Here is a 14,495-nt window from a genome sequence, read left to right on the forward strand (position 1 = left end):
ATTATTCAAATTTTTGAGGTACTAAATAGTTGTTTACATAGTCGTGTACCGCTTCTTCAATATTGGTAAAAGGCTTATCGTAACCTATCTGTATCAGCTTATCCATATTGGCTTCAGTAAAATATTGGTATTTATCTCTAATGTCTTCAGGAATATCTATGTACTCAATATTAACAGGCTTATCCAATGCGTTGAAAATAGCCTTGGTTAAGTCATTCCATGTACGCGCTTTACCGGTACCTAAATTATATATACCACTGTTTTTTCTGTGGTGCATTAAATACAAGCATACATCGCAAAGGTCTTTTACATAAATAAAATCGCGCATTTGTTCACCATCTTTAAAGTCCGGCCTATGCGATTTAAAAAGCTTTACTTTCCCTGATTGTTGTATTTGATGGTAAGCATGGAAAATAACAGAAGCCATTCTTCCTTTATGGTATTCGTTAGGTCCGTAAACGTTAAAAAACTTTAGCCCTGCCCAAAAATAAGGCTGTTTGGTTTGTTTAACAGCCCAATTGTCAAAATCATTTTTTGATTGTCCGTATAAGTTTAAAGGAGTTAATGACGACAACTTATTTACATCATCATCGTAACCATTTTCGCCTTCGCCATAAGTAGCGGCACTTGATGCATAAACCAACGGTAAGCCTTCTGCTATACAAATATTCCAAAGCGTTTGGGTAAAATCTAAATTTAACTCTTTAAAAATAGCCGCATTTGTTTCAGTTGTATCCGTACGTGCGCCAATATGAAAAATGAATTGCACCTGATTGGCATTTTCCTGTAGCCAAGGGAAGAACTGTTTTCTGTTTATTTTAGCAGTGTATTTTTTACCGATCAGGTTTTTACTTCTTTCCGGCCAAGTGTCAAAATCATCCACCAAAATTAAGTCATTATAATTATGCTGATTTAGTTTTGCAACAAGGCATGAACCTATAAAGCCTTCGGCTCCAGTAATAATAATCATTATATAATATTTAAATTAACTTGTTTACAGATTAACAACACCTTTAAACTACTTAAACTTTTGATGACTAATAGGATAAAATAGGGTAGTGTTAATTCTTCTTATTAAATTTCAAGCAAATATCCTTATTGCATTGGTAAATTCAAATCAAATGTTTTTATTGTGCTTGAGATTTTTTATAAAACCATGAAAAACCAAACAATAAGTTGGCGTTATGTAAGCATTATCATAGGTATTTTACTGCTTTTTGCTGCTTATAAATTTGTAGCCGATTTGTTTTTAAACAATGTGGGTGATAATGTTAATCAGCCGACTTATATATACATACAATCCAATGAAAGCTTTGATCGCTTGATTTATAATTTAGATAAAGACCATATTCTTAAAAATGTAGAATCGTTTGAACGTGTAGCTAAACTATTAAAACTAGACGACTCTGTAAAATCGGGTAGATACAAGATAGGCAACAATATGAGTAATTTAGCTTTGGTCAGATTGCTTAAATCAGGCAAGCAAGAGCCTGTTAATTTGGTTTTAAAATATGCACGAAGAACAGGGAATTTAGCCAGCGCCATCAGTAAACAAATAGAACCGGATAGTACGGAACTAATGAATGCTTTTAACGACACTAGTTTTTTTTACAAAATAGGCTTTGATAGCAACAATATAATATCCCTGTTTGTCCCCAATACCTATAACGTATATTGGAATATTACACCCAAAAAGTTTATGGAGCGTATGAAAAGGGAGTACGATGTTTTTTGGAATAGTAACAGAACTACCAAAGCCATTTTATTAAAGTTATCTCCGCTGCAAGTTTCAACACTGGCTTCTATTGTAATGAGTGAAACCAATAAAGTTGACGAAATGCCTATTGTAGCCAGGGCTTATTTAAATAGGATGCAAAAAGGAATGCCATTGCAGGCTGACCCAACGGTTATTTTTGCCCTACATGATGATAGTATCAGGCGTGTATTACACCAACATACATTATTCGATTCACCATATAATACCTATTTATACAAAGGCTTGCCTCCAGGGCCAATATGCATGGCATCGCCTGCTGCTATTGATGCGGTACTCAATGCGCCATTGCATAATTATATTTATTTTTGTGCCAAGGAAGACTTTAGTGGCTACCACAATTTTGCTGGAACGTTAGAGCAGCATAATGTAAATGCCCGCAAATATCAACGTGAATTAAGTAGGAGAGGTATCAACTAAAAACTAGCTGAGTAAATCTAAAATCTCATCTACATTAATGGTTTTTATGAAACTTTCTTCGGTGGTAATAATATTATCAGCCAGCAATTTCTTTTTGTTTTGCAAAGCCATTATTTTTTCTTCAACCGTGTCTTTGGTAATAAACTTATAAATAAAAACCGATTTGGTTTGGCCAATTCTATGTGTTCTGTCTATGGCTTGCCTTTCAATAGCAGGGTTCCACCATGGGTCAATTAAAAACACATAATCAGCGCTGGTTAAATTTAGACCCAAGCCACCTGCCTTTAATGATATTAAGAAGAAAGGCATATCGTTTTTTTCTTGAAAATGAGTGACTGCTTTCTGCCTGTCTTGGTTAGTCATACTGCCATCTAGGTAGCCGTATGGTAAATTATTTTGAGTTAAGTATTTACCGTAAATATCAAGCTGTTTTACAAACTGTGAAAACATCAATACTTTGTGTCCTTCGGCTTTAGCAGTATTGGCACGTGCTGTTATTTCATCAAATTTACCGCTTCCAAAAGCATAATCTTTGTTAGCCAAAATAGGATGGTTAGCTATTTGACGAAGCTTGGTTAGGCCTTTCAATAAAGTAAACTGTGATTTGTTAATTCCTAATTCGGTAACAGATTTTAATATTTCGTTTCGGTAATAAGATTTAGTGGTTTCATATTCCTCTGCTTGCTCATCCGTCATTTGGCAATAAATAATTTGCTCCGTTTTCTCTGGCAAATCTTTAGCTACTTGGTCTTTGGTTCTGCGTAATACAAAAGGCTTAATAATGGCCTTTAATTGCTGCATTTTAAATTCATCTTTTCCCTTTTCAATAGGTGTTACAAATCGCTCTGTGAATGAATTTAAACTGCCTAACAATCCCGGGTTTACAAACGACAATTGGCTCCATAATTCCTGTACGCCATTTTCAATAGGTGTACCAGTAAGCACTAACTTATAAGCTGATTTTAATTGTTTTACAGCCCTTGCTGATTGCGATGAAGCATTTTTAATGGCCTGACTTTCATCCAGTATTATATAATTGAATTTAAATTCTTTGAGCAATTCAATATCAACACGTGAAGTGCCGTAAGTGGTAATTATTAAATCGTAATTGCTAAAGTATTTGGTATTTTTTATGCGTTGTGCTCCAGTATAAACCAATACCTTTAAGTTGGGTGTGAACTTACGTGCTTCGTTATACCAATTATATACCAATGAGTTGGGTACAATAATTAAATTGGTGCGTATAAAGGTTTGTTCGTTATTAGGGGTTTGCTCAAAAGCATTGAGCGTTTCTTTATTGGCTAAAGCAGGAGCCGCATAAGTAATATTAGCTAATTCTGCTCCGCCAAACATACTTACCTGTCCTCTGTTATCAGTATCAACAGCTACTTGTGTTTGTACCAATGTTTGGGTGCTGGCCGGCTGATTTTGCAAAGAGAAGATTTGATACAACTCACGCTCTTTTTGAATCAAAGCCAGAGTTTGTATGGTTTTACCCAATCCCATATCGTCAGCCAAACAACCACCAAACTGATTTTCTTTTAAAAAGTAAAACCAATCAAAGCCGGCTTGCTGATAGGGGCGTAGCGTTCCTTTAAAACTCAACGGAACATATGCTTCTTTTATTTCACCGTAATTTTTAAGTTTTTCCAGCTTATCACTAAATCGTAAATACTTACCGCCATTATTTACTATTTCATCTAGTAATCCAACGTGCTGTTTTTCTATTTTTATTTCATCATCATGGGTACTGAATTCAATAATGCCAGATAGATTACCAAACCATTCATTAGGAATAATAGCAATCATACCGTTGGGTAAAGTAAATTCTCTTTTTCCTTTTATTAAGTAATCCTTTAAAGCTAAAAAAGGAAAACTGAACTCCCCAAATTTTACGATGGCTTGTACATCAAACCAATCTTTTTGTTCTTTTATTTCAAGCTTCATTTCGCGCGAACCAATAAAGTATTTCGCGCCTTCCTTGTCTTGTTTTATTTCAATATTAGCCTTTTTTAAATGAGCATGGTGTTCATTTAGCCATTCCAAAAATTGGTATTTATTAGTGCCCTCATCGGTTAGCAATAAACCTGTTGTTGGGTGTTTTGCCTTTTGATTTTTTAAAGTAAAATAAGCCCCATTGTATTGCTTAAGGCCCATTTTTACAACTGCTTCAAATGTTTGTTGCTCAAAATCAAGATTACGCTTGGTGCGGGTGAATATATAATTATCGTCTTGCCTGTTAACGACTACCGATATTTTATTATCACTTCCAAAATCAAAAGGAGCACCATCGTAATTAAAGGTAAGTTTAAGTGCAATATTATCATCAATGAGTTGATGTATATTTAAAATAGCTTTTCCTTCTGGTTGATTGGTATTGATTTCAAAGCCTTCGGCAAATACATTGTATTTTTCTATTAACTGGTGTACAAATTTGGTAAAGTATGCTTCTTCCGCATTTTTATTTATTTGTATGAAACGCTTGTTTAAAAATGGTTGTAGTTTTTTACCGTCAATGCCTTTTTCAAAATCAAACAAGTTATTACCTAACAACATCCATGCAGGATTAAAAGTAATAATTTGTGCGCCCTTGTACATAAATTCTATACGCTGGCCACCATATTTAATAGTAGGGAAGTAGCGCGTTCCTTCTTCGGTTCGTTTAAAATGAAACAATACACTGGCTTTTTCGCTTGATACATTTATTTCAACCGAAGTTGGGTTGTTGTCATTCCCCGTTTTATAAATTTTTGTGCCTTTTAATAAATTGAACGCTTTGTTCATGCGCTCTTCAATAAATGGCTTTATGTTTTCATCAAAAAAATCCTCTTTGCAATAGCGGGTAAAAAATTCGGCTGTCCTTATTTTCTTTTTGGTGTCGGTATAAAATTTTTTAAAAATAAAATCATCGTCCAGCTCATCCAGTATAGCCATTATTTTGTAGTCGGCTTCGGTAATACAACGCGAAAAATAATCAGCTGTTTTAGTAAAAATACGCTGGTGTGTAAGCGAGTACTTACCCAAACTGTTTACCTGAACAATATGAGGCTCTAATACAAAACCTAAATACTGATGATTGACAAGTGTATAAACTAAAGCGAATGGTTGTGTATTAACTACAATCAAATTATTATCCCGTTAAAGGCGGTAAAGCTAAGGTTTTTTCACGTAATGGAATATTAAATTAATGAAATATTTTATTTGTCATTTCTGCTGATTTTAATACCATGCGGGCTATTAAAACAATAGTTTTGTAGCCTTTTTATATGAAACAATTAAATCATTCTTGTTCTCAATCAGCTAACCAGGTATTTCCTTTTATAGCTGATATCCAAAAATTTGTATCTATTCATCCGGTTTTGTTTAAAGCTGATGAGATAAAGCCTAATTATTTCCTGTTACACGAAAGGTTAAATAAACATTTACCTTTTAGCTTTAGTTATTATGTAACCATGGTGGAGATAATTCCCAATCAAAAAGTAGTGATGCATTCCAATATATTTAAGCTGGTTGACTTAACACTTACATTTGACTTTACTTATAACGAACAGGCACAGGTAACGGAAGTTACGGAGTATATAAATATAAAAGCACCTGCTATTATAAAATACCAATTCACTAAAATGATTAGCAAAATACACGTAGAACTGTTTTCAATAATTAATAAAACACTGGTTAGCTAGTTTATTCTTTCCATAAAAAAGGAAACAATACGTATGCCAAAGCACCAACCAGCATATTCATTAGCAGCAATAAAAACAAATCAGTATACATTAAGCTTACATCTATTCCATCCATTGCTTTTTTACTTGTTTTAATAAGTAGCAACAAAAATGGAATTATAATGGGGAAACTTAAAATAGGCATGAGTAAATTACCATTGCCACTTTTTTGTGCAATGGCAGAAACCATCGTAAAAGTAAAGGCAAATCCAACCGAAGCCAAAAACAATATCAGTATATAAAAATCCAATCGCTGGATAGGGTTATCTAAAATAACACTATAAAACAACAGAGCTATAAATGACAATACTATATTTAAAATAGCATTGTAAATAGTCTTGGCTAAAATCAGTTTTTCAGGCGTAATCAATACATGATAAAACAACATTTTGCCCCTTGGTTCTGCTATAAAACTTTTAGCAATGGCATTGATAGAATTAAATAAAATCAAAACCCAGAATACCGCGTTCCATGTAGGTAAATTAAGTGCTTTAACCGAAAGCGACACGGTAAATATGGAAGAGAAAACGTACAATAAAATACCATTAAGCGCATACCTTTGTCGCCATTCAACCAGCAATAAATTTTGTATCAACTTAATGGTTTCTTTCATTATTCTAGACCCAATAATTGTTTAAATTTATAATGAATAGCAGTGTTTTCATAAATGCCACTGAACAATTCAGAACCCGGGCCAAAAGCGAAAACAGGTACCATAATACCAGAATGACCTCCGGTTGAATAACTCACTTTAAAAGTACTTTTATCACTTTTGTTTTCATTCAAAGCCAAGCCACCGGTTTCGTGGTCGGCTGTAACTACTACTAAAATATCGCCTTCTTTTTGTGCATAATCCAATACTGCATTAATGGTTTGATTCAAGTCTATCAATTCGGTTTTCATATATTCAAAATTATTATCATGACCACCCCAATCAACCTGACTGCCTTCAATCATTAACATATAACCGTTTTTGTTATGATTTAATTGCTGAATAGTAGCCAATGAAGCCCTACGTAAATAATCATCGCGGCCATCTAATTTTCGTTTCAGACCATTAAAAGCCAAAGTGTAAACCAGCTTATCTGATAGGATAGGAGTGAAATTATTGGATGTATCTGTTTTAACCATAAAACCATTGCGCTGTAAAAGGGTGTTTAAATCTCTGCCATCGGCTCTGGTATTTGCATTTAAAAACTTAGTGCCGCCACCTATAGCTATATCGCAATTACCTTGCAATAGAAACTCCGCAATATCATCTTCACTTTTACGTGATGATACATGCGAATAAAAACAAGCAGGCGTTGCATGTGTAATAGATGAAGTAACCACCACACCCGTTGCCATGTTTTTTTTCTTCATCATTTCAAACAAACTTGGATAAGGCAAAGAATCAGCCCCGACACTGATAGCATAATTAAATGTTTTTTTACCAATGGCAAATACTGTGGCTCCGGCACCGCTGTCAGTTACATAATTATCAGCCGATGATGTTTTGCTTAAACCAATAACCGGGAAACGCTCAAAAGCATTTTGCTCATTGATATGACTTAAGGCACCACTGATTTGAGCCAAACCCATACCATCACCTATAATAAAAATTACCTTTTTTATTTTTTTAGGTTTGTTTTTAAATGAATAAGCGGCACCTAATAACAGAGTTCCCAGTAAAAAAACTCCAATGCCTAGTACATATTTTTTCAAATGTTTAAAAAATTTAATGGGTCAAATATAATGGGCTTGTTCAAATCATTATTCTTGTAGCAGAAAATAATTTATAAATATGGCAATTAGAGTATTTGTTACCGGTGGTACTTTCGATAAAGAGTATAATGAATTGAATGGGCAGTTGTTCTTTAAAGACTCGCATATCAATGAAATACTGAAGTTGGGGAGAAGCAGGCTGGATTTAAGTGTGCGTACTTTAATGCTTATTGATAGTTTGGACATGACGGATGTTGACCGTAACATTATTTTAGAAAGCTGCCAGCGTTGCGAAGAAGACAAGATAGTAATTACCCATGGAACGGATACCATGACTGAAACGGCTAAATTTTTAGCCAATCATATACCCAATAAAACAGTGGTTTTAACAGGCGCTATGATTCCATATAAGTTTGGTTCAAGCGATGGATTGTTTAATTTAGGTAGTGCATTAGCTTTTGTACAAAGCTTACCCAATGGCATTTATATAGCCATGAATGGCCGCTATTACGACTGGAATAATTGCAAAAAGAATAAACAAACCGGCTTTTTTGAAGAGTTGAATTAGTTTACCTGCAGGCAATAACAGTTAAAAATTTCCACAAATTTCAATAAACCGCTCAGGAGTTTTATTTTGCGCCAAAAGAAAGACAAGCGTATTGAATGAAAGTATTTAAATTTGGTGGAGCATCGGTTAAAGATGCGGATGCAGTAAAAAATGTAGCAAAGGTATTAAGCAACTTTCCCGACAAAGATATTTTGGTGGTTATTTCGGCCATGGGGAAAACGACTAATTTATTAGAAAAACTACACGAAGCTTATGTAAATAAGCAAAGCAACAAGCAAACCTTATTTGAAGAACTTAAGCAATTCCATTACAATATCATCAATCAATTAATCACACAAACGCAAAGCCATGCTTTTGATGATATTGAAAATATATTTATTGAATTAGAATGTTTATTAGAAGCCGAACCCGATAAATCGTTCGATTATCATTACGACCAAATAGTAAGTTATGGTGAAATATTTTCGACCAAAATAGTAAGTACTTACCTGAATGAAGCTGGTATAAAAAACCGCTGGATGGATGCGCAGAATTTTATCAGTACCGATAATACTTACCGCGAAGGAAAAGTAAACTGGCAATTAACCACTGAAAAAATAGCCAAAACCTTATTGCCTATTGTGCAAAAAAAGATGGTTATTACACAAGGGTTTATTGGTCGCAGTAGCAGCAATGCTACGTTAACATTAGGGAGAGAAGGTTCTGATTATAGTGCGGCTATTTTTGCTTACGGTTTAAATGCAAGTAGTGTAACTATTTGGAAAGACGTAGCCGGTGTAATGAATGCTGACCCGAAACGTTACCCGGAAGCTATTAAAATAAAAAGTTTAAGCTACCACAAAGCTATTGAAATGGCTTTTTATGGCGCAACAGTTATACACCCAAAAACCATACAGCCTCTTTTAAGTAAAGGTATTCCTTTGTATGTAAAATCGTTTATTAATCCAAATGATGAAGGAACAACGGTTGGTGTAGAAAAAGAATTGGAAGACCAGATATCTACTTATATATTTAAACAAAATCAAATGCTCATTTCCATATCCAGTAAAGATTTTAGTTTTATAGTAGAGGAGAACCTGAGCAATATATTTGCTTTGTTTGCAGCCAATGGGGTTAAAATAAATGTAATGCAAAATTCGGCTATCAGCTTTACGGTATGTGTTGACTATAACGAACATAAATGTGCTCAATTAATCAATGAGTTAGAAATGCATTATAAAGTAAAAACCAATGCCGATTTAGAATTATTAACCATTAGCAACTACGAAACTGCTCAGCCACATTTGTTTACACAAAACAAAAAAATACTGATGGAGCAAAGAAACAGAAGTTCGCTGCAATTGGTATTAGCCTAAATATAACAACATGCAACCTAATACAAAAGGCTAATGACTTTTGCATATATACATTTTACAATTACTTTTGGCAGGCAATTTGAATAACGACAAACAATCTATAATTTATATAATCATGAAAAAATCACTTTTAGTTTTATTGTGCTTAATAGCGTTAAACGGCTGGGCACAAAAAAGTCAAATAGAGTCCGCGGCACTTTATTTTAACAATTTGGAAATGGAAGATGCAAAAAAATCAATTGATGCAGCTGCAGAACATCCTGACACCAAAGACAACGTAAAAATGCTTTATTACAGAGCTTTAATTTACGATACAATAGCTACAACCGACAGATTTAAAAGCATAGATATAGATGCTGCCGAAAAATGGGCTTTAGCCGCTAAACGTGGTTTAGAATTAGATAAAAAAGAAATGTACAAAGATGTATTGGAATACATTATTGTAAATGCGGCTTTTGCTTGTTATGGTGAAGCTTACAAAGCCAGTGAAAGAGGTGATTACAAGAAAACACAATCGTACTATCAGTTAGTAATTGATTTATTGCCTTTTGATAAAAATGGTGATATGAAAAAGAATAACTTGACCGAAAAGTCAATTGTGTACAATCAGTTTTACTTTGCCAGTAAAGAAAAAAACAAAGAAGACCAAAAGAGATACCTGAATAGACTGATAGAATTAAACTACCAAGACCCGATTATTTTTGCATACCTAACCAATATATACTTAGAAGAAGGTGATACTATAAAAGCTTTAAAATACTTAGACCAAGGCCGCACGCTTTACCCGGAAAAGAAAGATTTAATAGCCCAGGAGATAAATATATACATAGCTCAGGGTAAAATGGACGTGTTATTACAAAAAGTGGAATTGGCCAATGAGCAAAAACCTGAAGATCCGGATTTGATTTATACCCGTGGTAACTTATACGACAATGCTGCCAATGGTTTTACCAAACAAATAAAAACGTACCGTGACGAGGCTACATCGTTAAACAAAAAAGCAAAAACAGAAAAAAATCCGGCTGTTAAAAAACAATTGGAGGCTGATGCCAAAGCGGCTACGAGTAAAGCTAATGAGCTAAATAGTAAATATGTAACTTTTAGCACTAAAGCAGAAGCCGATTATATAAAAGCCATTGATTTAAACCCTGATATGATAGATGCTTATTACAATTTAGGTGCTTTAACCAATAACAAAACTGCAGAAATAGCGGGTAAAATAAATGCGATAGATGCCAAAACCCAAGCTGAATACGATAAAAAGTTAGCCAGCTATAAAAAAGTACAAGACAGTATTTTTAACGTAGCTGCTGGATATTTTAAAAAGGTAGAAGAAATTGCTTTAACTAAGCCGGAGAAAACTGCTGACGAAAAAATAATTAAATATGGCTACTTAAAAGATGCGTATTTAAGTTTGCAATTAATTTACGCAGGAATGAGAGATGAAAAAACTTCGACTGATTACAAAAGAAAAAGAGAAGAAGCTAAAGCCATAATGGACAAAGCAAAATAGGAGGTTGTTAAACCTTAAGCAGAATAAGCCGATTTTATCAAATAAAGAGAGAATCGGCTTATTAAGGCAAACATTACTTAACATAATGTTAATTATAGGAAAATGAAATATGCTTTTAATTGGTTTATAGATCGTTATTTCTGCATTTTTACCCTATAATGTCTCATTATGTCTCTGCTACACTAAGATGCTAGGCCATGTATGGCCTAGCATCTTAAAAACTCAAACAATTAAAAAATGCTTACGAAATGTTTGCAAAATTAAAGCCGTCAGTCTTTGAACTAACGGCTTTAATAATTCATTATCTTAAGTTTATTTATCCGATGATGTATTTGCCTTTATACTTTTCGAACTTGTTATTCACTGCTCTTATTGCATCTTCTTTCGTCATAGTTAAAAGTTCCTCCATATCACTATTGTATGGAAATTTCTCTTTTCTGTCAGCTTTGCTCCTGTATCCTGCATCATATGCTTCTTCTGCAGACAATGCTTTGTTCTTATTAATCTCTTTAGGGATAACAAATAGGTTGTTGTATTGCAGTTCAACGATGTCGTAGTTATGTTTTTCGCATAACTCGGCACATTTGGAAATGCTTTGCCCGTAAAAATGATCTCCTTTCCAGTAATGATCATCATCATAAGTTACGGTGAATGAAATTGGTGGTGGGATTTTCTCGTTAATCTCAATACATATCAATCGCGGCCTGTATGATGATAAGATTTGATCCAGCACAAAATGATCATAACTATCTATATCAAGGCTAAGAAAAGCAAAATCCTTCGGACATTCACAACTTTCAAGTATAGCAACCACATTATTGGGAACTACTCTTACCTTTAAAAGGTTTACATTTTCAAAAGTTTTGTAGTATTCAGCCAGCATACTGAATTTAATGGGGTCAAGCTCAACCGCAATCCCACCCCAGCCACTTTTATATAAAAAATATGTATTGGATATTGACACTCCATCCGATGCGGCAATATCAACACATAATTTATTGGAAAGTGGTAACATATCCAGGTATTTTTTGATGGTTATTTCCTCATCACCAAAAGAGTAATGTTTTTTTTCAAGGGCCGGTTTCACTAATTTTAACAAAACAGGAGGTAAAATTTCTTTAAGTATTTTTCTGCCTAACGCCATAAATAAGTTGTTTAATGCGCTCAATTATACAACTTATTTCTATGTTTTATAAAATCTGCTGCTGTTATTTCTCAATTTTTACAGCTATTAAAGTAAGCTAACATAGAAAAATACATCTATAGTTATGTAATCCTAAAGGCACTCTGAAAAGAGATACTTCATTAAAAAATGTGCTTATTGATTTTAATATTAAATCAAACTTATCTTTACCCCGAAAACCAAACAGTAAAATTCCAAATTCCATGAATATCTCAGTCTTACTTTTTTTCTACGGACTATTCCTTATTTTATGTGGTATTACATCAGTTATCTTTATCGGGCTTAAAGCTAAAACGGCTTTGGCTTCTGGTGGGCTTTCAGGATTAATAGCCATGGGAATTGGTCATTTGATTTATACGCAAACTTACGGTGCTGCTATTGCCGGTATTGTTTTAACACTATTATTATTTTGTGTATTTGCCTGGCGCAGTACCAAAACGCTATTTAAAGTATTGGAATTAACTGTGACTCAAAATGCTGATTTAAAAGGAAAAGCAATAGCATTTCTAATTATTAGCTTAATGGCTCTGGTTTCATTAATAACATGCTTGTTGCAGGTAGTTGTTTACTTTGGCTAATCATTAACTAATATTTTTTTCAATCATTTCTTCCTGAGCCAGTTTCTGAATGTCTTTTTATTTTTGTTCACCATATCAGGGAGTTTTTCATTGTGCAATACAGTTTTTTGCATGCCAGTAAAAATGGTCTGCCAAAGCTGATTGAAAAAAGGCTTATCCGGGTCACGGTCTAATTTCATTTGTACATGGCGAACTCTTTCGCTCTGCATCGCATTGGCTGGGTAAATCATATTATCAGCTATTGTAGAAATGAGCGGAATACGTTTATCGTTATGAGGTGTCAGGTCAAGCTTCAGTGAATCATACAACATAGTAAGATAACCACGCATACTGTTTTCATTACCTGTTATGTGGACTTCCATGTTACGCATGTTGAAAGAGTTGAGTTTAACACCCCCAAGTGCTACCAATAAAGGATTTACTTGCTTATGACTTACATTTCTAATGGTACTATGGTTGGTAAAAGATCCATCGCGTGTTGTAAGCAAGAAGTCGAAGTTCATATGAACAGGACTCTTGCCAAGCATGCCCTGTAACTTGGCTACGCAATGCGGATTATTATTTATATACAGACTCATATTGGTCACTTCATTGATAGTACCATAAATAGCAGTGAACCTAACCCCGCCTTCGTGTTTGGTAAAACTGCTAAGTTCCCTGTATTCTACATCCATGTTTTTAACCTCAATCTGCTTAAATGAAAGTGGAAATGGAAGTTTCATCAACATTTGTGCGGGATAGGTGCCCATTTTATCTTTAGGAGGTAAAGACTCTTGTCGGCTAAAGAACAGATGAATATCGGCACTGTCCAATAGCAGCTTTTCTGCAATCAGTTGATTACTATCGGCAAGGTTCTGCCAATCCAATTGCTCCATTCGGGCAATACGTAAATGCACATTGTAAATTGTTTGCCGATGACCCAAGCGCTTATAAAAAGCCTTGCGTCCATAAGCAGGCTTGATATTCAAATCGCTGAAAGTACATGTATGCTCTTCCTTGTTGAGTTCGATACGACCTAATGAATAACGGTAATAACTTCCTGTTTTATAGTAAGTAAGGTCATTAGCTTCTATGTAACTGCTTTGGATATAATCTGCAATATGGTGACGCCTTTGCCCTTCCGTACTCAGCAACCAGTCGTATACTTTTATATTTCCTTTGCAGGCAAGGCCCATGGCAGCTCTCCCCTTTTGTATATGAACTAGGTAAAGCTGTTCAATATCAATGAACCCGACAGAAAATTCACGTAGGGCTTTAGTTTCTTTTTTTAGAGAGTCAGTGCTTTTTGTTTCCCCATCTGTAACTATCCTGATATAAGATTTTAGTATAGCCAGCCTGTTACAATGTACCTTATTACCGGTAAGCAAAGCCCATATCGAAATACCATCCAGTTCCAATTGTGCTGCCTCAAAGAACAGGGAGGTTTTATGTTCTTGCGTATCGTTTCCGGTTTGATGAGACTTTAAGCTAATATTCTTCAATGTTATCGATTTGCTCCATAGGTGAATAGAAATATCATTTAGTGTTAATTCATATTTATACTTAGAGGCTTTGGCTACCCATGCGGGTAAATTGCTTTTTACATATGGATCCAACCATAAGTTTACTGCAGCTATAAAGATTATCAGCAATACAGAACAGACTAACAGCGAGAGCTTCACAGATCGGGAAGTTTTTA

General features: G+C 34.4%; 12 protein-coding genes. 6 read left to right on the forward strand and 6 right to left on the reverse strand.

Features of this window, described 5'->3' with window-relative positions; genetic code table 11:
* Position 1: 1 nt before the first annotated feature.
* Positions 2–970: an ADP-glyceromanno-heptose 6-epimerase gene (rfaD, locus tag V4538_12565; protein MES2381870.1), complete on the reverse strand. Its 969-nt coding sequence runs from the start codon at positions 968–970 to the stop codon at positions 2–4.
* Positions 971–1,156: 186 nt separating this feature from the next.
* On the opposite strand from rfaD, the gene mltG reads away from it, so the two are divergent.
* The gene (gene mltG / locus V4538_12570; protein ID MES2381871.1) at positions 1,157–2,194 is read left to right on the forward strand and encodes an endolytic transglycosylase MltG; all 1,038 of its coding nucleotides are present in this window, start codon (positions 1,157–1,159) and stop codon (positions 2,192–2,194) included.
* A 3-nt stretch (positions 2,195–2,197) separates the two neighbouring features.
* On the opposite strand, the gene V4538_12575 is transcribed toward mltG, so the two are convergent.
* Complete coding sequence (locus V4538_12575) at positions 2,198–5,320, reverse strand: DEAD/DEAH box helicase (GenBank protein ID MES2381872.1); 3,123 nt, start codon at positions 5,318–5,320, stop codon at positions 2,198–2,200.
* 140 nt (positions 5,321–5,460) lie between these two features.
* On the opposite strand from V4538_12575, the gene V4538_12580 reads away from it, so the two are divergent.
* Positions 5,461–5,877, forward strand: a complete 417-nt coding sequence (locus V4538_12580; GenBank protein MES2381873.1) for a hypothetical protein — start codon at positions 5,461–5,463, stop codon at positions 5,875–5,877.
* A 1-nt stretch (position 5,878) separates the two neighbouring features.
* On the opposite strand, the gene V4538_12585 is transcribed toward V4538_12580, so the two are convergent.
* Positions 5,879–6,529, reverse strand: a complete 651-nt coding sequence (locus V4538_12585) for a heme exporter protein CcmB (GenBank protein MES2381874.1) — start codon at positions 6,527–6,529, stop codon at positions 5,879–5,881.
* Positions 6,529–7,620, reverse strand: a complete 1,092-nt coding sequence (locus V4538_12590) for an alkaline phosphatase (GenBank protein MES2381875.1) — start codon at positions 7,618–7,620, stop codon at positions 6,529–6,531. The genes V4538_12585 and V4538_12590 overlap by 1 nt, the downstream gene beginning before the upstream one ends.
* A gap of 79 nt (positions 7,621–7,699) precedes the next feature.
* Here V4538_12590 and V4538_12595 point away from each other — a divergent pair, with 79 nt between their 5' ends.
* The 3 genes from V4538_12595 to V4538_12605 all read left to right on the forward strand — a co-directional run bounded on the left by V4538_12595 (position 7,700) and on the right by V4538_12605 (position 11,056).
* The gene (locus tag V4538_12595; protein MES2381876.1) at positions 7,700–8,188 is read left to right on the forward strand and encodes an asparaginase domain-containing protein; all 489 of its coding nucleotides are present in this window, start codon (positions 7,700–7,702) and stop codon (positions 8,186–8,188) included.
* A 95-nt stretch (positions 8,189–8,283) separates the two neighbouring features.
* Entirely contained in the window at positions 8,284–9,543 is a 1,260-nt protein-coding gene (locus V4538_12600) for an aspartate kinase (GenBank protein ID MES2381877.1), read from the forward strand.
* Positions 9,544–9,658: 115 nt separating this feature from the next.
* Complete coding sequence (locus V4538_12605) at positions 9,659–11,056, forward strand: hypothetical protein (GenBank protein MES2381878.1); 1,398 nt, start codon at positions 9,659–9,661, stop codon at positions 11,054–11,056.
* Positions 11,057–11,372: 316 nt separating this feature from the next.
* On the opposite strand, the gene V4538_12610 is transcribed toward V4538_12605, so the two are convergent.
* A complete protein-coding gene (locus V4538_12610; protein MES2381879.1) occupies positions 11,373–12,200 on the reverse strand; it encodes a hypothetical protein in 828 nt (275 codons plus the stop codon).
* A gap of 242 nt (positions 12,201–12,442) precedes the next feature.
* On the opposite strand from V4538_12610, the gene V4538_12615 reads away from it, so the two are divergent.
* The gene (locus V4538_12615) at positions 12,443–12,817 is read left to right on the forward strand and encodes a hypothetical protein (protein MES2381880.1); all 375 of its coding nucleotides are present in this window, start codon (positions 12,443–12,445) and stop codon (positions 12,815–12,817) included.
* Positions 12,818–12,840: 23 nt separating this feature from the next.
* On the opposite strand, the gene V4538_12620 is transcribed toward V4538_12615, so the two are convergent.
* Positions 12,841–14,478: a hypothetical protein gene (locus V4538_12620; GenBank protein MES2381881.1), complete on the reverse strand. Its 1,638-nt coding sequence runs from the start codon at positions 14,476–14,478 to the stop codon at positions 12,841–12,843.
* Between the last annotated feature and the right edge of the window lie 17 nt (positions 14,479–14,495).

The organism is Bacteroidota bacterium (genome assembly GCA_040388375.1).
Lineage (GTDB): Bacteria > Bacteroidota > Bacteroidia > UKL13-3 > UKL13-3 > JAAFJM01.